Source organism: Halovulum sp. GXIMD14793, from assembly GCF_054457435.1.
In genome coordinates this window covers 23,063-44,177 of sequence record NZ_JBTLNE010000009.1, presented here as the reverse complement: position 1 = coordinate 44,177, position 21,115 = coordinate 23,063, and the positions used below count along the sequence as shown (strand labels likewise).

24 protein-coding genes are annotated in these 21,115 nt (G+C 58.8%); 13 read left to right on the top strand and 11 right to left on the bottom strand.

Annotation, left to right across the window (positions count from 1 at the left end):
• Window positions 1-97 precede the first annotated feature (97 nt).
• From ACW9UQ_RS03715 to ACW9UQ_RS03700, 4 genes are all read left to right on the top strand, one after another.
• Entirely contained in the window at window positions 98-499 is a 402-nt protein-coding gene (locus tag ACW9UQ_RS03715; protein WP_458929652.1) for a ketosteroid isomerase-related protein, read from the top strand.
• Entirely contained in the window at window positions 496-1,083 is a 588-nt protein-coding gene (locus ACW9UQ_RS03710; protein ID WP_458929651.1) for a GNAT family N-acetyltransferase, read from the top strand. The genes ACW9UQ_RS03715 and ACW9UQ_RS03710 overlap by 4 nt, the downstream gene beginning before the upstream one ends.
• Window positions 1,080-1,952, top strand: coding sequence for a carbon-nitrogen hydrolase family protein (locus ACW9UQ_RS03705; protein ID WP_458929650.1), 873 nt, complete (start codon window positions 1,080-1,082; stop codon window positions 1,950-1,952). The genes ACW9UQ_RS03710 and ACW9UQ_RS03705 overlap by 4 nt, the downstream gene beginning before the upstream one ends.
• Window positions 1,953-2,066: 114 nt before the next feature.
• Window positions 2,067-3,254: a TIGR03862 family flavoprotein gene (locus tag ACW9UQ_RS03700; protein ID WP_458929649.1), complete on the top strand. Its 1,188-nt coding sequence runs from the start codon at window positions 2,067-2,069 to the stop codon at window positions 3,252-3,254.
• On the opposite strand, the gene ACW9UQ_RS03695 is transcribed toward ACW9UQ_RS03700, so the two are convergent.
• A complete protein-coding gene (locus ACW9UQ_RS03695; protein WP_458929648.1) occupies window positions 3,244-4,218 on the bottom strand; it encodes a thermonuclease family protein in 975 nt (324 codons plus the stop codon). The two genes, ACW9UQ_RS03700 and ACW9UQ_RS03695, sit on opposite strands and share 11 nt — an antisense overlap.
• A gap of 147 nt (window positions 4,219-4,365) precedes the next feature.
• Between ACW9UQ_RS03695 and ACW9UQ_RS03690 the strand changes: the two genes are divergently transcribed.
• Window positions 4,366-6,624: an NADP-dependent malic enzyme gene (locus ACW9UQ_RS03690; protein WP_458929647.1), complete on the top strand. Its 2,259-nt coding sequence runs from the start codon at window positions 4,366-4,368 to the stop codon at window positions 6,622-6,624.
• A gap of 82 nt (window positions 6,625-6,706) precedes the next feature.
• On the opposite strand, the gene ACW9UQ_RS03685 is transcribed toward ACW9UQ_RS03690, so the two are convergent.
• From ACW9UQ_RS03685 to ACW9UQ_RS03665, 5 genes are all read right to left on the bottom strand, one after another.
• A complete protein-coding gene (locus ACW9UQ_RS03685) occupies window positions 6,707-7,237 on the bottom strand; it encodes a TrmH family RNA methyltransferase (protein WP_458929646.1) in 531 nt (176 codons plus the stop codon).
• Between the two features lie 19 nt (window positions 7,238-7,256).
• Window positions 7,257-8,408: a molecular chaperone DnaJ gene (gene dnaJ / locus ACW9UQ_RS03680; RefSeq protein WP_458929645.1), complete on the bottom strand. Its 1,152-nt coding sequence runs from the start codon at window positions 8,406-8,408 to the stop codon at window positions 7,257-7,259.
• Window positions 8,409-8,478: 70 nt separating this feature from the next.
• Window positions 8,479-10,392, bottom strand: coding sequence for a molecular chaperone DnaK (gene dnaK, locus ACW9UQ_RS03675; protein ID WP_458929644.1), 1,914 nt, complete (start codon window positions 10,390-10,392; stop codon window positions 8,479-8,481).
• Window positions 10,393-10,561: 169 nt separating this feature from the next.
• On the bottom strand, window positions 10,562-11,287 hold the full coding sequence (locus ACW9UQ_RS03670) for a hypothetical protein (RefSeq protein WP_458929643.1): 726 nt from the start codon (window positions 11,285-11,287) through the stop codon (window positions 10,562-10,564).
• Window positions 11,288-11,435: 148 nt separating this feature from the next.
• Window positions 11,436-12,041 carry an SGNH/GDSL hydrolase family protein gene (locus tag ACW9UQ_RS03665; RefSeq protein WP_458929642.1) on the bottom strand — a complete coding sequence of 202 codons (606 nt, stop codon included), beginning with the start codon at window positions 12,039-12,041 and terminating at the stop codon, window positions 11,436-11,438.
• Between the two features lie 207 nt (window positions 12,042-12,248).
• On the opposite strand from ACW9UQ_RS03665, the gene ACW9UQ_RS03660 reads away from it, so the two are divergent.
• Window positions 12,249-12,851, top strand: a complete 603-nt coding sequence (locus tag ACW9UQ_RS03660; RefSeq protein WP_458929641.1) for an alpha-ketoglutarate-dependent dioxygenase AlkB — start codon at window positions 12,249-12,251, stop codon at window positions 12,849-12,851.
• A 3-nt stretch (window positions 12,852-12,854) separates the two neighbouring features.
• Here ACW9UQ_RS03660 and ACW9UQ_RS03655 read toward each other — a convergent pair whose 3' ends face one another.
• From ACW9UQ_RS03655 to ACW9UQ_RS03635, 5 genes are all read right to left on the bottom strand, one after another.
• A complete protein-coding gene (locus ACW9UQ_RS03655; RefSeq protein WP_458929640.1) occupies window positions 12,855-13,463 on the bottom strand; it encodes an SH3 domain-containing protein in 609 nt (202 codons plus the stop codon).
• 5 nt (window positions 13,464-13,468) lie between these two features.
• Complete coding sequence (locus ACW9UQ_RS03650) at window positions 13,469-13,846, bottom strand: acyl-CoA thioesterase (protein ID WP_458929639.1); 378 nt, start codon at window positions 13,844-13,846, stop codon at window positions 13,469-13,471.
• A 99-nt stretch (window positions 13,847-13,945) separates the two neighbouring features.
• The gene (locus ACW9UQ_RS03645) at window positions 13,946-14,617 is read right to left on the bottom strand and encodes an aquaporin (protein WP_458929638.1); all 672 of its coding nucleotides are present in this window, start codon (window positions 14,615-14,617) and stop codon (window positions 13,946-13,948) included.
• A complete protein-coding gene (locus ACW9UQ_RS03640; protein ID WP_458929637.1) occupies window positions 14,607-15,086 on the bottom strand; it encodes an arsenate reductase ArsC in 480 nt (159 codons plus the stop codon). The genes ACW9UQ_RS03645 and ACW9UQ_RS03640 overlap by 11 nt, the downstream gene beginning before the upstream one ends.
• Complete coding sequence (locus ACW9UQ_RS03635; RefSeq protein WP_458929636.1) at window positions 15,083-15,421, bottom strand: ArsR/SmtB family transcription factor; 339 nt, start codon at window positions 15,419-15,421, stop codon at window positions 15,083-15,085. The genes ACW9UQ_RS03640 and ACW9UQ_RS03635 overlap by 4 nt, the downstream gene beginning before the upstream one ends.
• A gap of 104 nt (window positions 15,422-15,525) precedes the next feature.
• Between ACW9UQ_RS03635 and ACW9UQ_RS03630 the strand changes: the two genes are divergently transcribed.
• The 7 genes from ACW9UQ_RS03630 to lpxK all read left to right on the top strand — a co-directional run bounded on the left by ACW9UQ_RS03630 (window position 15,526) and on the right by lpxK (window position 21,115).
• Window positions 15,526-15,963, top strand: a complete 438-nt coding sequence (locus ACW9UQ_RS03630) for a hypothetical protein (RefSeq protein WP_458929635.1) — start codon at window positions 15,526-15,528, stop codon at window positions 15,961-15,963.
• Window positions 15,964-16,047: 84 nt separating this feature from the next.
• Window positions 16,048-16,383 carry an MAPEG family protein gene (locus tag ACW9UQ_RS03625; RefSeq protein WP_458929634.1) on the top strand — a complete coding sequence of 112 codons (336 nt, stop codon included), beginning with the start codon at window positions 16,048-16,050 and terminating at the stop codon, window positions 16,381-16,383.
• 2 nt (window positions 16,384-16,385) lie between these two features.
• Window positions 16,386-17,732 (top strand): TldD/PmbA family protein, encoded by a 1,347-nt coding sequence (locus ACW9UQ_RS03620; RefSeq protein ID WP_458929685.1) that lies wholly within the window; start codon window positions 16,386-16,388, stop codon window positions 17,730-17,732.
• Complete coding sequence (locus tag ACW9UQ_RS03615; RefSeq protein ID WP_458929633.1) at window positions 17,719-18,504, top strand: inositol monophosphatase family protein; 786 nt, start codon at window positions 17,719-17,721, stop codon at window positions 18,502-18,504. The genes ACW9UQ_RS03620 and ACW9UQ_RS03615 overlap by 14 nt, the downstream gene beginning before the upstream one ends.
• Window positions 18,505-18,565: 61 nt before the next feature.
• Entirely contained in the window at window positions 18,566-18,808 is a 243-nt protein-coding gene (locus ACW9UQ_RS03610; protein ID WP_458929632.1) for a DUF4170 domain-containing protein, read from the top strand.
• A gap of 16 nt (window positions 18,809-18,824) precedes the next feature.
• Window positions 18,825-20,111, top strand: a complete 1,287-nt coding sequence (locus ACW9UQ_RS03605) for a 3-deoxy-D-manno-octulosonic acid transferase (protein WP_458929631.1) — start codon at window positions 18,825-18,827, stop codon at window positions 20,109-20,111.
• The gene (gene lpxK, locus ACW9UQ_RS03600; protein ID WP_458929684.1) at window positions 20,111-21,115 is read left to right on the top strand and encodes a tetraacyldisaccharide 4'-kinase; all 1,005 of its coding nucleotides are present in this window, start codon (window positions 20,111-20,113) and stop codon (window positions 21,113-21,115) included. The genes ACW9UQ_RS03605 and lpxK overlap by 1 nt, the downstream gene beginning before the upstream one ends.

Here is a 21,115-nt window from a genome sequence, read left to right as displayed (position 1 = left end):
CATGTGGTAGGCCAGCCGGTTGGATATGACCATTTTGGAGGAATTGATTAAGCGGGCCGTCTCCGATATGCGGGCAAAGCACTGTTAAGGACCTGCCATGGACACCAACGCTCTGATCAACGCCTATTTCGCTGCCTTCAATGCCGCAGATACTGCGGGGATGGAGGGTTTGGTAACGGATGATGTCGCGCATCACGTCAATCAGGGCGGGGTGCGGACTGGCCGCGCTGCCTTTGCGGAATTCAATGCGCATATGACGACATGCTACAAAGAACGGCTTTCGGATATTGTCGTGATGGTCTCGGATGACGGCGCCCGCGCCTCGGCCGAGTTTGTGGTGCATGGTGAATACCTGTCGACGGATGAAGGGCTGCCGCCCGCGACCGGTCAGACCTATACCCTGCCCGCCGGAAGTTTCTTCGACATTCGCGACGGGCAGATCGCGCGCATTACTACCTATTACAACCTGCAGGACTGGCTGGCACAGGTCGGTGCATGACAATAGCCGTCCGGGATCTGACCGGCGACGCACTGGCTACAATGCTGGAGGATGTGGCGCGCCTGCGGATCGAGGTGTTTCGCGCCTTTCCCTACCTTTATGACGGCGACATGGATTATGAGCGTGATTACCTTCGCGCTTACCTCGACAGTCCGCAGGCGCTGGTGGTTGGCGCTTTCGACGGGGATGTGCTGATCGGTGCGGCCACCGGCACCCCTCTGGCCGATCATGCGGATGATTTCGCAAAACCGTTTCTGGAACGGGACTATTCGCTGGATCAGGTGTTCTATTGCGCGGAATCGGTGCTGAAACCTGCCTATCGCGGGCAGGGTCTTGGTCATGCCTTTTTCGACCACAGGGAAGCGCATGCGCGAAAGCTGGGATTTCGCTATTCCACGTTTTGCGCCGTCGACCGCGCTGGGCATCCTGCCAAACCAGCGGAGTATCAGCCGCTTGATGGCTTTTGGACGAAACGCGGGTATGCAAAGCTACCCGGTGTTACGGCGCAGTTTTCCTGGCGCGATGTCGGGGACTCTGCTGAGACCACCAAGAACCTGCAATTCTGGATCAGGGAGCTGACATGAAAATCGCCACCGCCGCCTATCCTATGGATCCCTTGCCCGATTGGGCAGCTTATGAAGCCAAGCTTTCTGACTGGGTTGCCCGCGCGGCCGAGGCCGATCTGCTTGTCTTTCCAGAATATGGCTCGCTGGAACTTGCGATGCTGGACGGGCCCGAGGTGGCAGGCGATCTGGACGGGTGCCTGCGGGCTGTTGCGCGACGGCTGGATGATGTGGATGCGCTGCATACGAAACTGGCCGCGCAGCATGACGTCTATATTCTGGGCGCTTCGGTGCCAGCCGGGCTTGAGGGCAGGCCAACCAATCAGGCGCGATTTTATGGGCCACAAGGGCTGATCGGGGTGCAGGATAAGCTGATCATGACCCGGTATGAACGTGACCCTTGGGATATTGCCCCGGGGGATGCCTTGAACTTGTTCGATACCCCGCTGGGCAAGATCGGCATCGCAATCTGCTATGACAGTGAGTTCCCCTTGATCGGGCGCGCACTGGTCGATGCAGGGGCCGAAATTATCCTGTGCCCCTCCTGTACCGAGGCAATGGCAGGCTATTCCCGCGTGCGCATCGGGGCCATGGCCCGCGCGTTGGAGGGGCAGTGCATCACCGTGCATTCACCCACGGTTGGCCCTGCGCCATGGTGCCCGCCGGTGGATCAGAACACAGGGGCCGCTGCAATCTATGGCCCGCCGGACCGGGGGTTTCCGGGAACGGGCGTGATCGCGCATGGGGAGTTGAACGCGCCCGGCTGGGTCATGGCCGATGTCGATCTGGAGTCCGTGCACGAGGTGCGGCGTGACGGCGGGGTGCTGAACATGACCCACTGGGCGGAACAGGACGCGCGTCTTGCAAGCGTAAATATCGTGTCGGCCTAGGAAGGCTGACCAGACCTTTTCAAACGGCACCGCCCGGGCAGCCGGCTTAGGCGGCGCGCTCCGCTTCACGCATCATCGTTGCAGACACACATTCGGCCCCATAGAACACCCAGCATGTCCAACATCCCGGAAATCATCGTCATAGGTACAGGCCCCGCCGGGCTGATGGCGGCTGAGGTTATCTCTGCCGCAGGTCATCGCGTCCTGCTGGCGGACAAGATGCCCAGCCCCGGGCGCAAGTTTCTGATGGCAGGAAAATCGGGCCTGAACCTGACCTATGACACCGACCATGCAGGGGCGCAGGCCGCCATCACGCCGCAATCCCCGCACCTTCGCAATGCCCTTTCTGCCTTTGGCCCTTCGGAGGTGCGCCAATGGGCCGAAGGGCTGGGCCAAAGCCTGTTCACGGGGTCGTCGCGGCGGGTTTTTCCAAAGGTGATGAAAGCCTCCCCCCTGTTGCGCGCTTGGCTGGAAAGGCTCAACGCCCAAGGTGTGGAGCTGAAAACCCGGTGGGCTTGGCAGGGGTGGGAGGGCAATGAATGTCTGTTCTCTACGCCTGAGGGGATCGTTGCCACCCAGCCCAAGGCCCTTGTCCTTGCCCTTGGTGGCGCAAGCTGGTCCAAACTGGGGTCCGACGGTGCCTGGACCGCACATCTGCCCAGCATCCCTTTGCACCCGGCCAATATGGGGTTCGAGGTAGACTGGTCCGACCACATGGCCCGCCATTTCGGCGCTCCGGTCAAACAAGTTCGCCTGTCCGCCGGGACCACAAGCCTGCTGGGCGAATTTGTCATTAGCCGCAACGGTCTGGAGGGCAGCGTGATCTATGCCCTGTCCCGCGAATTGTACGGGGCAATGACGGATCAGGGCACGACCCTGACCCTCGATCTGTTGCCCGATACCGATGCAGCCGCGCTGGCGCAGAAACTGGCCGCCCCGCGCGGCAAAACCTCGGCCACCAATCACCTGCGCAAACGCGCCGGACTGAGCGGCGCAAAGGCCGCACTGCTGCGCGAGGGTATCGGCCCGACTCTGCCGCCGCCCGGTGAACTGGCGCATCGGATCAAAAATCTACCCCTGCGGCTGACCCGGCCCCGCCCACTGGACGAGGCGATCTCAACCGCAGGTGGCCTGCCGTTCGACACCCTTGACGATCACCTGATGCTGCAAGACCGTCCCGGCACGTTCATTGCCGGTGAAATGCTGGACTGGGAGGCACCCACCGGCGGCTTTCTGATCACCACATGTCTGGCAACAGGTCGCCTGGCCGCCGAGGGCGCGATCCGTTGGCTTAGGCCGTAACCGGTCCGGAAATGGTGGAAACCGCGCGCTGTATTGCAAGATCAGGCCAGTCGCTGATCTGTTCAGGGTCTGTGACAATGATTTCCGGACGGCCCGTTTCATCATCAGGGAACATCTTTGTCGGCCCGGTCACATAAGCATAGGATCGACGCGGCTTATCCTCGCCCTCCGCAACATAGCGGCTGAGCAACAATCGCATGATTTCCTCACCACCGCCGGTGTTTCCATTCGGAACAAACAGTTGATAGGGCTGCTCAAGCGATCCGGTGTTGAACAGAACATGGTCGCCGCTTGTTGGGGTAAAGCTTCGCAACTCCATGAATACCGTCGCTTCTTTTCTGGCCCGGGCAAGCTCAACCAGTTTGTCATAGTCAAGCCGGGTATTGTAAAGGTTCGCTTCAGGCGTACGCCGCTTGATTTCGCGATATCCCTCGATGATCCGGCCCCGAAGATCCCACCATGTCGAAAGCGCGGCATAATTCCGCATTTCCGAACCGTTGTTGCCGATCTGATCCCAAATACCCTTGAACGCCCTCTGCGCGTTTCTTTCGGCTGCAACGTACCGTTCATGCATCGGTCCGAAATTGGCATAGCCGTATTTCATGAAATAGGGGCTCATGCCCTCGCGTATCATGGTTTCCTGAAAATCGGTGCCGTCCGGCAATTCGATATATGTCAGAAGTCGGCCAAAGTTGCCCCGGTATTTGACAAGGGCCTGATCAAGCGGCTCGGTTCCGGGCAGGATCACCTTGACGGTATCACCCGGTGACATCAGTTCTTTTGCACGCGCAGATGCCGCGCGACCTAATGGGGTCACCGGCTTGGTACCGGCGTTCACCTCTTCGGTATCAAGCGACAGAATGCGCAGGCTTTCACTGCGGCTGTTATCCCCTGGTAAAAAGACGCGGACGGTATCACCGTCTACAACGCGGTCAACTTTGACTTCGAATGATGTGCCGATCATGGTTTCAATTCCCTTATAGAATTACTGAATACGGAAGATGCTACCAAAGGTTGATGTCGTGGCAGTGACGATCATCAATTTTGACGTGCTTGCATTCCGCAGCAGCACGGCCAATTCTGTAAGCCGACCACACGAAGGAGCCTACAGATGACCGGCAAGCGCAGATTTACCCCCGATGAGGCGCTGGCCTATCACCTGAAGCCAACGCCGGGAAAGTTGGAGGTGTCTGCCTCCGTCCCCATGGCGACGCAGCGTGATTTGTCTTTGGCCTATTCACCCGGGGTTGCGGTGCCGGTGGAAGCCATCGCTGAAAATCCCGGCATGGCTTATGATTACACGACCAAGGGCAACATGGTCGCTGTGGTCTCTAACGGATCGGCCATTCTGGGGTTGGGAAACCTTGGTGCGCTGGCGTCCAAGCCGGTGATGGAGGGCAAATGCGCCCTGTTCAAACGCTTCGCCGATGTGAATGCGATTGATATCGAACTGGACACCGAAGACCCTGACGCGATCATTCAGGCGGTCAAGCTGATGGGTCCAAGCTTTGGCGGCATCAATCTTGAGGATATCAAGGCCCCCGAATGCTTCATCATTGAACAGACGCTGAAAGAGCAGATGGACATCCCTGTCTTTCACGACGACCAGCATGGCACCGCCGTGATCTGCGCGGCGGGTCTGATCAATGCGCTGCACATCTCGGGCAAGGACATCGGCGATTGCAGGATTGTGCTGAACGGCGCGGGGGCGGCGGGGATCGCTTGTATCGAGCTACTGAAATCCATGGGCGCAAAGCACGAAAACTGCATCGTCTGCGATACCAAGGGCGTGATCTATCGCGGCCGGACCGAAGGCATGAACCAGTGGAAATCGGCGCATGCAGTTGAAACGGACCTGCGGGACCTGGAAGAGGCGATGAAAGGCGCGGATGTGTTCCTTGGCGTGTCGGCCAAGGGGGCTGTGACGGCGGATATGGTCGCCAGTATGGCCCCCAACCCGGTGATATTCGCCATGGCCAATCCCGACCCGGAAATCACCCCGGAAGAGGCCCGCGCCGTGCGCGACGATGTGATCGTGGCGACCGGTCGGTCCGACTATCCCAATCAGGTGAACAACGTTCTGGGCTTTCCCTATCTGTTTCGCGGCGCGCTGGATGTGCATGCCCGCGCCATCAACGACGAGATGAAAATCGCCTGTGCCGAGGCGCTGGCCGCGCTGGCGCGTGAAGATGTCCCGGATGAGGTTGGGATGGCCTATGGTCGCAAACTGACCTTTGGCCCGGATTACATCATCCCCACGCCCTTCGACCCACGCCTGATCCACACCATCCCCCCTGCTGTCGCGAAGGCCGGGATGGATACCGGCGTCGCCCGCCGCCCGATCATTGATATGGAGGCGTATGAGCAGGCGCTGAAGGAAAGGCTGGATCCGACGGCCTCTATCCTGCAATCGCTTTACGCCCGCGCCCGGCAGGAACAGGCGCGGATCGTCTTTGCCGAAGGCGATGACGAACGGGTGGTGCGTGCGGCAGTGGCCTTCAAACGCTCGGGTCTTGGCCATCCGATCGTGGTCGGCCGCCCCGAGCAAATCCAGGACATGCTGACCGCCGCCGGCATGTCCGAAGCGATGGAAGAGATTGAGATCACCAATGCCGGGCTTGTCGAAAACCTGTCCAGCTATACCGCCACGCTTTACGCCCGGTTGCAGCGCAAAGGGTTTGACCAGCGCGATTGCCATATCCTGGCCTCCCGCGACCGGCATGTGTTCAGTTCTCTGATGGTCGCGCATGGGGCCGCTGACGGCATGGTAACCGGGGCCACCCGCAAATCGGCGCATGTGCTGTCGTTGATCAACTATGTCTTCGACGCTGAACCCGGTGACGGCGCGGTCGGGATCACGGCGGTGCTGAATCGCAATCGCATGGTGCTGATTGCTGATACACTGGTGCATGAGTGGCCGGAAAAAGACGATCTTGCCGATATCGCCGAACGCGCCGCCTCGGTCGCGCGGGCTTTGGGGCTGGTGCCTCGGGTCGCCTTCGCCAGTTTCTCGAACTTTGGCTATCCGGTGTCAGAGCGTGCAGAGAAGATGGAGCAAGCCGCCAAGGTTCTGGACGAACGGGGGGTGGATTTCGAGTATGACGGCGAAATGACCGTCGATGTTGCGCTGAACATGGACGTGATGGAGCGTTACCCCTTCTGCCGCCTGACCGGCCCTGCCAATATCCTGGTGGTTCCGGCCCGGCACTCTGCTTCGATCTCGGTCAAGCTGATGCAGGAAATGGGCGGGGCCACAGTGATCGGCCCGATCCTGTCAGGCGTCGACAAGCCGATCCAGCTATGTTCGAGCACTTCTACGGTGAACGACATCCTGAACAGGGCCGTAATGTCGGCCTGTAAGGTGGGGTGAGTCAGGTAGTATAGATCTGGCCCGGAAAATCTGACCAGGTAAGTTACGTAGTATTAAAGCGTTTCGAGTTTACCTTGAGACATCACATAAAATCGAAACGCGTACACCATATAGGCTTATCACTGCGTTTCAGGATAATCTTTTGTCTCAGGTTTATCCCGAAACGCTTTAATCCCTCGCTTTTCATTTCCAAACCAAACAGCAAGTTTTGTATGTTGAGTAAAATCACCTTCGTGAAGATAAACGTTCTTTTTCCTTTTACATGCGGAGAGGTCACCACCGATATAAAGCCATTCTTTTCAAGATGATCCATGCATTCTTCAGAACTGTTAAACCGTTTGACGAATGTCCATTTCACCGCTGACACAGATGTAGATGATAAGGACTTTTTTTCTCGCATATCTTGCCAATCGTCAGGCAGTGCTTTGCGTGGATCAACAACATAGGCCTTATCCACACCGAGTGCGTTTACGTTTCTGATGACTGTTCCAATATTTTTGATGTCAACCGGATCTTCGATAACCGCTATCAGATTCTTACATCGAAAATGCTTGATCGCATCAGCGCGTTTGCAGACAGATGTTTTCTGCTCCTTCGAAGGAGCATTTTCCATGCTAGCGTAAATAGCAATTTTATCCCTTCATACCATCCCAAAACGACTTCACCTTGGAAAAGAAATCCTGGCTTTGCGGGCTGTTGTTTTTTGCTTCGGCTTCGAACTCCTGCAGCAATTCCTTTTGGCGGCTGGTCAGGTTGACCGGGGTTTCGACCATTAGTTCGATATACAGATCCCCCGCCATACCGCCGCGCAGGGCGGGCATACCTTTGCCGCGCAGGCGCAGCTGCTTGCCGGTTTGCACGCCTGCAGGCACCTTGACCCGTGTACGGCCACCGTCCAGCGTCGGAGCTTCCAGATCGCCGCCCATGGCTGCGGTGGTCATTGAAATCGGGATGCGGCAGAACAGGTTTGGTCCGTCGCGTTCAAAGATCTGGTGATCTGCGACTTCTATGAACAGGTACAGATCGCCCGGGGGGCCACCGCAGACCCCGGCTTCGCCTTCACCGGCCAGGCGGATGCGCGTGCCGGTTTCTACGCCTGCGGGCACGTTGACTGACAAAGAGCGGTCTTTCTTGATACGTCCCGCGCCCGCACAGGAACCGCAGGGGTTCTTGATGATCTGGCCACGGCCCTGACAGGTCGGGCAGGTGCGTTCAACGGTGAAAAAGCCTTGCTGCGCACGCACTTTGCCCGCGCCGTCGCAGGTCGGACATGTCTGGGGCTGTGCGCCGCCTTCGGCACCGGTGCCGTTGCAGACTTCACATGCGACCGAGCCTGGGACAGTCAGGGTGGTTTGTTTGCCCTCAAACGCCTCTTCCAGCGTGACCCGCAGATTGTAACGCAGATCTGCCCCGCGTGCGGCACGCTGCGTGCGACCCCGAGAGCCACCCCCGCCGCCGCCACTGAAGTTGCCGAACAGATCCTCGAAAATGTCCGAAAAGGCCGAGGCCATGTCCGGCCCGCCCCGGAAACCGCCCTGTCCACCACCGCCCATGCCGCCCTCAAACGCTGCATGGCCGTAGCGGTCATAGGCTGCCTTTTTGTCAGCATCCTTCAGGACGTCATACGCCTCGTTCACTTCCTTGAACTTGGCTTCGGCCTCGGGGTTGTCTTTGTTGCGGTCAGGGTGCAGTTCCATCGCCTTCTTGCGGAAGGCTTTTTTCAGTTCTGCATCCGAGGCGTCCCTGGAGACACCAAGAAGATCGTAATAATCAGCTTTGGCCATGTGACACAGCCCTCCGGTAAACGGCAGACCGGCCCGCCCGTCGGGCAGGCCGGTCCGTCATGCCCAAAACTCAGGCCTGTTTCTTGTCGTCGTCGATATCTTCGAAATCGGCGTCCACGATGTCGTCATCAACGGGCGAAGGTTCCTCGCCTGCTTCTGCCGCTTCGGCTTGATCGGCCTGTGCTTTGTAGATCGCTTCACCCAGCTTCATGGACGATTCTGTCACGTCCTGAATGCGGGCCTTGATCTTGCCAGCATCATCGCCTGCCAAAGCTTCTTCGAGGTTCTTAAGCGACATTTCGATGGCTTCGATGGTGATCGGGTCGACCTTGTCGCCATGCTCTTCCATCGACTTCTTGGTGCCGTGGATCAGGCTTTCGGCAGAGTTCTTTGCCTCGACCAGCTCCTTCTTCTCTTTGTCGCTTTCGGCGTTTTCCTCGGCGTCGCGCACCATACGGTCGATATCCTCATCCGACAGCCCGCCAGAGGCCTGGATGGTGATCTTCTGCTCCTTGTCGGTGCCTTTGTCCTTGGCGGAAACCGACACGATGCCGTTGGCGTCGATGTCAAAGGTGACCTCGATCTGTGGCATGCCCATCGGTGCGGGCGGAATCCCTTCCAGATTGAACTGGCCAAGGATCTTGTTGTCCTCAGCAAGCTCGCGCTCGCCCTGGAAGACGCGGATGGTCACCGCACTCTGGTTGTCTTCGGCGGTCGAGAAGATCTGGCTTTTCTTGGTCGGGATAGTGGTGTTGCGGTCGATCAGACGGGTGAACACGCCGCCCCGTGTTTCAATACCCAGGCTCAGTGGGGTCACGTCCAGCAGGACAACATCCTTGACGTCGCCTTGCAGAACACCGGCCTGAATGGCAGCACCCATCGCGACAACCTCATCCGGGTTCACGCCTTTATGTGGCTCTTTGCCAAAGAACTTGGTGACCTCTTCGATGACTTTGGGCATGCGGGTCATCCCGCCAACCAGAACCACCTCGTCGATGTCTGTGGTCGAAATCCCTGCGTCTTTCATCGCTTCTTTGCAAGGCTTCATAGAGCGAACGATCAGGTCGCCCACCAACGATTCCAGTTTGGCCCGGGTCAGTTTCAGCACCAGGTGCAGCGGCTGACGGGTTTCGGGATCCATCGAGATGAACGGCTGGTTGATTTCGGTCTGGGTCGAGGAGGACAGCTCGATCTTGGCTTTCTCGGCAGCTTCTTTCAGCCGCTGCAGCGCCATCTTGTCCTTGGTCAGGTCGACACCGTGCTCTTTCTTGAACTCTGTCGCCAGATATTCAACAATCCGCATATCGAAGTCTTCACCACCCAGGAACGTGTCCCCATTGGTAGATTTCACTTCGAACAGGCCATCGGAAATCTCAAGAACCGAGATATCGAAAGTACCACCGCCAAGGTCATAGACGACAATCGTTTTGTCGCCTTCCTTATCAAGGCCATAGGCCAGCGCTGCCGCTGTCGGTTCGTTGATGATGCGCAGAACCTCAAGACCGGCGATTTTGCCCGCATCCTTGGTGGCCTGACGCTGGGCGTCGTTAAAATAGGCCGGCACCGTGATCACAGCCTGATTTATGTCCTGACCCAGATAGCTTTCGGCGGTCTCCTTCATCTTCTGCAGAATGAAGGCCGAGATCTGGCTTGGGGAGTATTTTTCACCCTTCGCCTCAACCCAGGCGTCGCCATTGCCGCCATCGACGATCTTATAGGGCACCATGCCCTTGTCCTTCTCGACCATCGGGTCATTCGTCGTGCGTCCAATCAGGCGCTTAACGGCAAAAAGTGTGTTTTCCGGGTTGGTGACGGCCTGGCGTTTGGCGGACTGGCCGACCAGACGCTCATCGTCTGTAAAGGCAACAATCGATGGTGTTGTGCGTGCACCCTCGGCGTTCTCAACAACTTTGGCCTGAGAGCCATCCATGATGGCCACACAGGAGTTTGTGGTCCCGAGGTCGATTCCAATAACTTTCGACATGTTCAGTCTTCCTTCTTCGCGGCGATTGCGAGGCATCGGGTCTGCGGGGCAGCCCCCGGGCCTCATCCCTAAGAAATGCCGGAGGTCTCCGGCAGGTTTCGTGGGGTATATAGGGACCGGTCCGGGGGGCTGCAAGCGCCCGGGCCAGGCAAATTTTACAGTTTCTCGTTTAGCGCTGTGCAGCCAGCGCCCGCAAGCGCGCCGCATCAATCGGATCAAGGCCGTCTGGCTGCCATGTCACATGCGCCGGATCGACATCGCCCAATGCCTGCAAGACAGCGACCGCAGCAGCGTAAGCACCCAGAAACGAAGCATGGTGACCATCATTCGAATACAGCCGCATGTTTTCGGACAGACCCATTTGCCAAAGCCGCCCGACCTGGGCGACCTGCGCGTCCAGAGATGCAGACTTATCTGCATAGACGGAGGCGATCCGTTCAACCGCGCGGTCACGATTTGCAAAAGATACTGACCCCGGTGCCCAATGCGCGAAAACCAGCACGTCGGCCCCCTCAGAGCTTGCCGCATTTCCCAGTTTGGACAGTCCCTGACCAAGACTAAGGCGACCGACGATGGAAAATGCCTGTGCGCTTTGATCCTGCAAAACCACCACGTCCCAGACGCCGCTGGCCAACTCCTTTTGCACCTCGCCCTCGGTGACATGCTGCATCAGGGTATAGTTGGGCTTGGCAATGGTGCGGATATGATACCGCACCGGCGGCGTGGCCGAGCCTGCCATGTCCCGGACCATTGCGGGCACATCGCCGACAAACAGAAACGAGTTTCCAACAAACAGAATCTTGCGGTCAGCCTGCGCCAGTTCATCCTGCAATACCCACCACAGGCCGATGCCAGCCAGAATCGTCAACAGGATGCTGTTCAGAACACGGATCATATGGGCAGACTAAGCCCTTGGCGCCGACAAAGAAATATTAAAGGGCTTCTCATCACGATGCCGATCAGTCCAAACAAGATCGAATGGCAGAACGGCCACCCACGGTCCCTGAGCGAAGGTTCGGGGCGCAGGACAAAACAGACCTTTTCTATAAGACCATTTCAACAATGTGATTCACGATCTTTTGCCCGCCTTGGTTAGATGGCTCGATTGGCGATACCGACGAGAAGTCGCTGGTCTCAGTGCATACTTCCTGCAAGTGAAGCACCGGGATTCCATGAACACTTGCTTTTGCAACGATGACTTTATTGAACTTACCGATAGCGAGCGGCGCATACTGTCGCCATCTGGGGTCTTCGAACGGTATCGCAGTGTAGATTGTGCAAACATGTACCTTCAGACCGGTGGCCTTCGCGGCATCGAGCATAAGCCTATAGTCCGACGCGAATTCCGCCAATGGAGTGGACAAAACTGTGCCTAAGTCATTGGCGTGATTTACTTTCGAGAGAAGCGCAGAATGGAAACGCGCGTCGTTTCCACCAACGCTCACGATTAGGTCGGTTGCGTTCGAAGGTAAGTCGGTGATTTGGTCTTTAACATGCTTAATACAGTCACCATCGACTGCGACTTTGGATGCCGAGCAGGCTGCAGGAAGAGTACAGCGCAATTGTTCAAGAACGCCAGCTTCGCCCAAAACGTAACCGTCGTTATCAAAAACTGAGTCTCCGGCCAGAACTAAGTGCTTTGAATCCATATCGACGCGCTCTCGAGGTTACCTGCGGGAACAAACTCTGTTGCACGGGCTAATGGAGAAAATCATCGTGAACGTCAATCTGGGCTCGCTCCAGATATTTGTCGGGGCGACAAATTGTGCAAGCCTGCGCCGCTGGATCTGGCGATGTGGTTCAACCTTGCCATAGGCGGCCAACCCCGCTCAACTGTTTTGCGGGAGGGGTGCGTTATGCAAGAGATCAGAGTTTTGGGGTTTCGAATCCTGAAAGGCTGCCTGGACCGCAAGGTGCAGGAGGAGATGCGTGATAACATCCGAGAGGTGGTGCGCGCAGTTCCTTTGCGTCGCTATGAGACGCCGGGGGGTCGGCAGATGTCTGTGCAGATGTCGGCGGCCGGGGCTTTGGGTTGGGTGTCGGATCGTGGTGGCTATCGCTATCAGCCGCACCATCCGGATGGTCAGGGCTGGCCGCCGATCCCGGAATGTATAAGCGAAGTATGGAACAGCTATGCCGACTGCCTGCGGCAACCGAAATGCTGCCTGATCAATTTCTATGACCAGCAGGCAAAGATGGGGCTGCATCAGGATGCGGATGAGGCGGATTTTTCCTGTCCGGTCGTTTCGATCTCCCTTGGTGATCCGGCCACGTTTCGGATGGGCGGACCGGAGCGGGGTGGCAAGACGCAGTCGATCCTGCTGGAAAGCGGCGATGTGGTGGTGATGGGCGGCGCGGCGCGCAAGGCCTATCACGGCATCGACCGCATTCATTTCGGACGCTCTGACCTTCTGGCGCAGGGCGGGCGGATCAATCTGACCCTGCGAGTGGTGACGTAAGGCTCAGCGTGTAAGCTGGCAGCAGCCCTGCAAAACCTTGCTTTGAGACGGCTGTTCGTAGAGCAAATCAATGCTTAACCCATATGTCTGATCAGACATGCCGTCGTGGCACTGGTTGGGGATAACGGTGGCGGTCAACCGCGAGCCGCCCGATTGTGCGATCATCATACCCCGGCCCGGCATGCGGTTAACTGGTCCTTCACTGAACGTGATGTCGAATTCTTCATCCTCCACACCAAGCCAAGCTAGTTTCGACGCATTGTCACGAACGGTCAGTTGCCAGAATGGTTCGGTCCCAAAGCAGCGCAGCGGTTTATCCAGATAACTGCCGCTTTCCAACCGGTCGTCCAGCGTAAGAAACGCCATCGCAACCCAACCACTTCGTTCTTCTATGTTAACCAATCCCCATTTCTTGTCGCCAGACAGACCGACCACCTCAACGTTATTCTGATACGGGCCAAGCTCACCGATGATCCCAGCACTGGCGCGAGGGTTTTCGCGGATGTTCAGAACATCATCAGCGGCAACATTGGTCACATTGTACAGACCGGGGACCTGTTGCGCGGCAATAGGGCTGGTCAGCAGCATAAATAGGAAAATCAGGTGTTTCATGCAGTTCACTCCTTCGGAAGGGGGCGCTTCTGGCTGTTCTCATCGACGGCGACAAAGACAAAGGTGGCTTGTGTGACCTTGGTCTGTATACTCTCCGGCTGGCGAGTGACCCAGACCTCTACGCCGACATGCATCGACGTTGTGCCTTCTTTTATCAGGCGACCATAGATCGAGACCAGATCACCCACAAGAACCGGTTTGTGAAATGTCATAGCTTCGACCGCGACGGTGGCCACCCTGCCGCACGCCCTTGATCTGGCAAGAACCGAGGATCCCAGATCCATTTGTGCCATCAGCCAGCCACCGAAGATATCACCATTTGCATTGGTGTCTGCGGGCATCGCGATGGTTTGGAGCGCGAGTTGTCCGTTTGGTTGTGTCATGCCCGGGATGTTGTCGGTTACGGGCCGCGCTGTCCAGTCAAGAACGGCCCTTTCGGGCCGTGCCGCTGGCGGGGATATTTTTGGAACAATGAAGGCGGGTTAGCTTTGGTCCGGATTTGGGCGCAGTAACCAGCCAAAGAGCAGGACTGCGAGAACAGCGCCAATCAGCTGAGCCGCGATAAAGCCCGGTGTGTCGATGGGGCGGATGCCGGCGAATGTATCGGTGAAGGCGCGGGCGATGGTGACCGCCGGGTTCGCAAAAGAGGTAGAGGCGGTGAACCAGTAAGCGGCGGTGATATAGAGGCCGACGAGCCACGGGACGGCGTCCAGTCGGAAGCGGATACCAGCCAGAATTGTGCCGACAAGGCCGAAGGTTGCGACAAGCTCGGCCAGCCATTGGGCGCTGCCGGTGCGTTCTGTGAGTGAGGCTTGCAGGATTGGCAGTTCGAACATGGCGTGGGCCAGCAGGGACCCGGCAATGCCGCCTGTGATCTGGGCGGCAGCAAAAGGTACCGCCTCGCGCAGAGGGATTTCACCGCGGATCATGAAGGCCAATGTCACTGCCGGATTGAAATGCGCGCCCGAGATTGGTCCCAGAATGGTGATCAGTACCACCAGAATGGCCCCGGTCGGCAGGGTGTTGCCTATGAGGGCCAGCGCTGTGTCTTCGGTCAGGCGGTCGGCCATGATGCCGGAGCCGACGACAGTGGCAACGAGGATAAGCGTGCCAAGTGCCTCTGCCGTCAGGCGGCGGGGTAAATCAAAGGTCATCTTGTTGTCCGATGGCGCGAATAGCGGGAAGCTGGTCAGCAATGCTGCCCGGCGGCAGGGCTAGAAAGACAACAATGCGTTGGCGCATACGCTGATAGGCGGTTTCGAAGGCGGCGCGGCGCTCGTCCTCGGTTCCCGTTGCGGCGGCCGGGTCGGGAATGCCCCAATGGGCCGTGGCCGGGTGGCCGGGCCAGACCGGACAGGTTTCTGCAGCGGCCGAATCGCAGACGGTGAAGATCAGATCCATTTTTGGCGCATCTGGCCCGGCGAATTCTTCCCAGCTTTTGGAGCGGGCGAATTCCGTGCCATGACCATGGTCCGATAGGGTTTGCAGGGCGAGCGGATTGGGCATCCCGGTGGGCTGCGATCCGGCGGAATAGGCGGTCCAGTCCGGGCTAAGGTCGTTTAGCAGCCCCTCGCCCAGGATGGACCGGGCGGAATTGCCGGTACAGAGAAACAGTGCGTTCATAATTCCCCCTTGCAGGTCACAGCGTCTATTACGGGCTGACAGCGGGCGTGGTCACCGCCGCCGCAATCTTCCATCAGAAAAGCCAGCAGCCCCGCGATACCGTCAAAATCGGCGAAATAGCGGACGGACCGCCCCTCGCGCTGGTTGCGGACCAGTCCGGCATTCAGCAGCAGGGTCAAATTGGCGGACATGGTGTTCTGGCGCACATCCAGCTTCGCGCCAATCTCGCCCGACAGAAGGCCGGTGTCGCCAGCGGTCACCAGCAATCGGAACACATCCAGCCGAGTGGGTTGGGCAAGGGCGGCGAAGGCCTGCAGGGCGTCTGACTCATCCATAATTCATGAATATTTGATATAATTGCGTCCGACAAGGTGTTTTCCGCGATTGAAGCCGCGCTTGTCGCACAGTAGGCTACGCCCAAACGAGCAGTGGGGAGAAAATGCAGTTTTTGCAGCGTCTTGCCGTCCCGGCCCTTCTGACCCTGTGTGGGTGCGATGGAGGTTTTGCGGTATCCGATACCGGTGATCCTTTATCCTATACGGCCGCACGTGTGGATCGTACGAAGCCTGAGGTGTTGGAGGTCAGCGTGGTCATGCGCAACGCGACGCGGAAAATCGACGCCAACCGGTTTGCCGCCTGTGTTGCGGCGGGCTGGGCGCAGGAGCGTGGGTTTGTCTATCTGGAGCGTTTGCGCGGCACCCTTCGGGTCGAAGGCCCGGTGCATGACAATACAGTGCGTTATCAGCTTTTCCGTTTGACAGAGCCAGAGAAAGGCCAGGTGTTCAGCGCTGCGCTGACCGCCAGTGTGTGCGAGATCGAGGGCATCCCGATCAGCCCGGAACAGGTTGAGGACATGGCGGGTGAAGACAATATCTGAGGGCATCAAATGGAAGCGCTAAAAGGTCTATATGCGGTTGGCATCTATGCGGGTCTGAGCGGGTTGATCCTGATCTAGCTGTTTATGCATGTGGTTCGCAAACGGAAAGAACTGAAGATTTTCATGGGTGATGGCGGCAACCCTTTGATAGTTCGGGCAATGCGGGGCCATGCCAACTTTGTTGAAACGGTGCCGCTGGCGCTGGTTTTTCTGACTCTGATGGCGTTGTTGGGCACACCTGTCTGGGTGTTGCATCCCTTGGGTGCAATACTGGTAGTTGCGCGACTTTTGCATGCTTTGCATTTTTGCGCGGATGACGCCCCGCGCTGGCAGCGCTTCTGGGGGACGCTGCTGACCTATCTTGTGATCCTTGTTGCTGCTGTTGGGCTGATTGGCCACGGCGTTCTGAACGCGTTTTGACCATGGTACGGGATCTGGCCAAACTCGCAGATCAGGCGCTGAGCGCCGCAAGGCAAGCTGGGGCGGATGCCGCGGATGTGTTGTGTCTGGATGGTGACGGCATTTCGATGGAGGTCCGCAACGGCGCTTTGGAACTGGCAGAGCGGACCGAGGGTGTAGAAATCGGCTTGCGGGTGCTGATCGGGCAGCGGCAGGCGTGTGTTTCGGTTTCGGACACGCGCAGCGCGGCGATTGAGGCGATGGCTGAGCGTGCCGTGGCCATGGCACGCGAAGCGCCCGAAGATGCGTCTTGCGGCTTGGCAGACCCGGATCAACTGGCCCGCGATGTCGATGTCGCAGCACTTGATCTTGGCGATGCCGCCCCGTTGCCCACGCCTGATGCGCTGGCTGATGCAGCCCGCCGGGCGGAGGCGGCGGCGCTGGCCAAGAGGGGTATTTCGCAGGTCAGCAGCGCTGGGGCGGACGCCTCGCGCCAGCGGTTGCATCTGGCTGCGACTAATGGATTTTCCGAAAGCTATGCACGCAGCAACATGGCGATCTATTGCATGCCCATCACCGGCGAAGGTCTGGGGATGGAGCGGGATTATGCGCATGAGGCGCGCATCCATGCCGCCGATCTGCCCAGCCCCGAGGCAATCGGCACGCTGGCGGCAGAACGGACTTTGGCACGTGCAGGGGCCACGCAACCCCCCACCGGGGCCTATCCTGTGCTGTTCGATGAGCGCATCTCCACAAGCCTGATCGGGCATCTGGTCTCTGCGATCAATGGCGCGGCGATTGCGCGTGGGACCAGTTGGCTGAAGGATGCGCTGGGCGAGCAGGTGCTGCCTGATGGTCTTAGCTTGATCGCTGATCCATTGCGCCCGCGCGTCTCAGGTTCTCGTCCCTTTGACGGGGAGGGGTTGCCGGCTGCTAGCCGCGCCGTGGTTGATGCAGGCGTGCTGACCGGCTGGACGCTGGATCTGGCAAATGCCCGCAAACTGGGTCTGCAAAGTACAGGGGACGCGACACGTGGGTTGTCCGCTCCGCCGTCGCCGGGCCTGAGCAATCTGGCACTGACAGCGGGCGAGAAAGATCGCGCTGGTCTGATTGCAGACATGGGGGAAGGGCTGCTGGTGACCTCGCTGATGGGCAGCACGGTCAACCCGAATACCGGGGATTATTCCAGAGGTGCCTCTGGCTTTTGGGTGCGCAACGGTGAAATCGCCGAACCGGTGAATGAATGTACCATCGCGGGTAACCTGCGCCAAATGCTGATGGCGCTGACGCCTGCAAATGACGCGCGCCAGCATTTGTCCCGTGTGGTGCCCAGTCTGCTGGTCGAAGGTATGACCATTGCAGGAACCTGATCTCGACCTTCTGGCGCAAGCTGCAGAGGTGGCAGGCGAAATCGCCATGCGGCATTTCCGGACGGATTTGGATATCCGCGACAAAGGTGACAATCAGGGTCCGGTGACCAATGCCGATCTGGCCGTAGATGCGGCATTGCGCGAAATCTTGCGTGAGGCTCGCCCGGATTATGGCTGGTTGTCGGAGGAAAGCACCGCCGGGCCGGACCGTGCCACCACCCGCCGTAGTTTTGTCATTGATCCGATTGACGGCACACGTGCCTATATCAATGGCGAGAAAAGCTTCGCGCATGCGCTGGCGGTGGTGGAGGATGGTATCCCGGTTGCCGCTGTCGTCCATATGCCTGCGGCCGGGCGAACCTACGCGGCATCGCTTGGCGGTGGTGCGACAAAAAATGGTGCACCGATCACCGTCAGTCAGGCCGAGGTGGAAGCGGATGCGACCGTGGTCTGTAACAAGGCCAGCCTGAAACCTGATCTCTGGCCGGGCGGCGTGCCGCCACTGACCCGGCATTTTCGCCCCTCGCTGGCGTATAGGCTTTGTCTGGTCGCCGAGGGGCGCTTTGATGCCGCGCTGACCCTGCATCCGGCCTGGGATTGGGATATCGCCGCTGGTGATCTTATCTGCCGCGAGGCGGGTGCTAAGATCACCACATCATTGGGAAAGGTGCCACACTATACCCCTGTCGATACCCGGCAGCCCGGTATTCTGACCGCAGGTCCCAGCTTGCATAAAGCGCTGATGCAGCGGCTTAGTCGCCCGTTGGCTTGACCCCGCACGGCGAACTGGTAAGGCTCAGGCAAACCCAGCTGAACCCGGAGGCCAGTTTCCGATGTCCCAACTTTTGCATTTCGTCTATGGCGGCGAACTGACAGAACCGCAATCCACCGAGTTTCGCGATTGCGGCGAAATCGACATGGTCGGTGTATTCCCGAACTACGAAGAGGCGTATCACGCCTGGAAAGGTGCGGCACAGCGGACCGTCGACAATGCGCATATGCGTTATTTCATCGCTCATCTGCATCGGCTGATGGACGAAGAACAGCCTGACAGCAGCGCCGATACCCCTGCCTGATCGCGCGTTGCACTAGATGCGCAAGTCGCTGCTTCTGAACACATATCTCGGTCTGACCCGGCTGGCCCGGCGTCCGGTTGAGCATGTGTTGAAGCGGCGACTGGATCAGGGCAAGGAAGACCCGGAGCGCTGGCGCGAAAAACTGGGCGAGGGCTTGTTGCCACGCCCGGACGGCCCGTTGATCTGGATGCATGCGGCCAGTGTCGGGGAATCGGTCTCTTTGTTGGATCTGATCACCGCTTTGCTGGATCGGCAGCCGCAGGCGCATATCCTGCTGACAACCGGCACGGTTACCTCGGCCGAACTAATGGGAGAGCGCTTGCCAGAGCGGGCGCTGCACCAGTTTGCACCGGTCGATACCGCAGCTGCGGTGTCCCGGTTTCTGGATCACTGGAAGCCTGACGTCGCAATCTGGACAGAAAGCGAGTTGTGGCCCCGGCTGATCACCGAGACCCATGCGCGCGACTGCCCGATGTTTCTGATCAACGCCCGCATGTCCGAAAGCTCGGCCCGCCGCATGCGCAAGGTGCGCGGGATGGCGTCTGCCTTGCTACAGCGCTTTAAGTTGATCATGGCACAGGATGCCACACAAGCCGACCGCTTCCGGTCCCTTGGTATGCCGACGGACCGGATCGAGGTGACAGGGTCGTTGAAAGATACCGCATCGGCGCTGCCTTATGATGATGCTGCGCTGAAAGAGATCACCAAAGATCTGGCCGGGCGCCCCTGCTGGCTTGCAGCATCGACCCATGAGGGCGAAGAGGTTGCTGTCGCTCTGGCGCATGAGCGTGCCCAACGCTCTTTGCATGGGCTGGTTCTGGTTCTGGTGCCCCGGCACCCGCATCGTGGTCCCGGTATTGCTGAAAAGCTGCGCACCGAAGGCTGGCGTATGGCGGTGCGCAGCGCCGAAGAGCCGCTGGCGCGTGACACAGAGATTTATCTGGCCGACACGCTGGGCGAATTGGGGCTTTGGTATCGGTTGTGCCCGGTCAGTTTCGTCGGGGGGTCGCTTGTGGATGTCGGGGGGCATAATCCGTTTGAACCGGCGCATCTGGGATCGGCGATCTTGCATGGCCCCTATATCAGCAACTTTGCCGGGGCGTATGAGCGTTTTGATGCGGCTGGCGCGGCGGTGAATGTTGCCACCACGGCCGATCTGGGTGTGCATCTGATCGAGACGCTTGCCCCGGACCGGGCGGCGGCATTAGCAAGGGCTGCCTGGCAGGTCGCATCCGAAGGGGCGGTTCTGGTGAACACGATCTGCGAGCTTATCGAGACCCATCTGCCCGCATCCCGATCGTGATGCAGGCACCGAAATTCTGGCAGAACCCACCCGATCAGCCGGGTATTGCAGCCCGCTGCCTAAGCCCGCTTAGTGCTGTTTGGGCAATGGCCACACGTCGGCGCGTGTCGGGACAGAGTACGCGAGTTGCGGGCCTGAAGGTGATCTGTGTCGGCAACCTGACGGCAGGTGGCACCGGCAAGACCCCTTTGGTGTGTGAGCTTGTGCAGCGGCTGCAGGCATCGGGCCAAAACGTACATATTCTAAGCCGGGGCTATGGTGGAAAGGCGGTCGGGCCACTCAGGGTCGATCCGCAGCAGCATGACGCAGCGCATGTGGGAGATGAGCCTCTGCTATTGGCCAATTATGCGCCGGTTTGGGTGTCACGGGACCGCGTTGCCGGGGCTGAGGCAGCGCGCGAGGCCGGGGCCGATCTGTTGGTGATGGATGATGGGTTTCAGAACCCGGGTCTGGTGAAGGATCTGTCGATCTTGGTGGTCGATGCCGAAGCCGGTTTCGGCAACGGGTGCGTGATCCCGGCTGGCCCGTTGCGTGAACCTGTGTCTGAAGGGCTGAAGCGTGCCGATCTCGTTGTGGCCGTGGGACCTGATCAGGCAGCAAAGAAGCTTTTGTCGGATTGGCCGCAGCTTGGACAGAAAGAGCTGATCACGGGCCAATTGCGCCCGCTTTCTACGGGGATGGACTGGACCGCGCTGCGGCTATTCGCCTTTGCTGGGATCGGTCGACCGGAAAAGTTCTTTGCGACGCTTGCTGCCACTGGCGCCGATATTGCTGCCACGCGTAGTTTTGCTGATCATGCAGCCTATGACCGGCGGATCATGGACCGCCTTCGACGGGAGGCTACGGAGGCCAAGGCACAACTGGTTACGACCGAAAAGGATCTTGTGCGGCTTCCGGCCGATCAACGGTCCGGCATTTTGCCTTTCCCGGTGCGGCTGGAACTGAATAACCCTGAAAAGCTAGACCATCACCTCAGCCGTATCGCGTCTGGTAGGGTGGGTTAA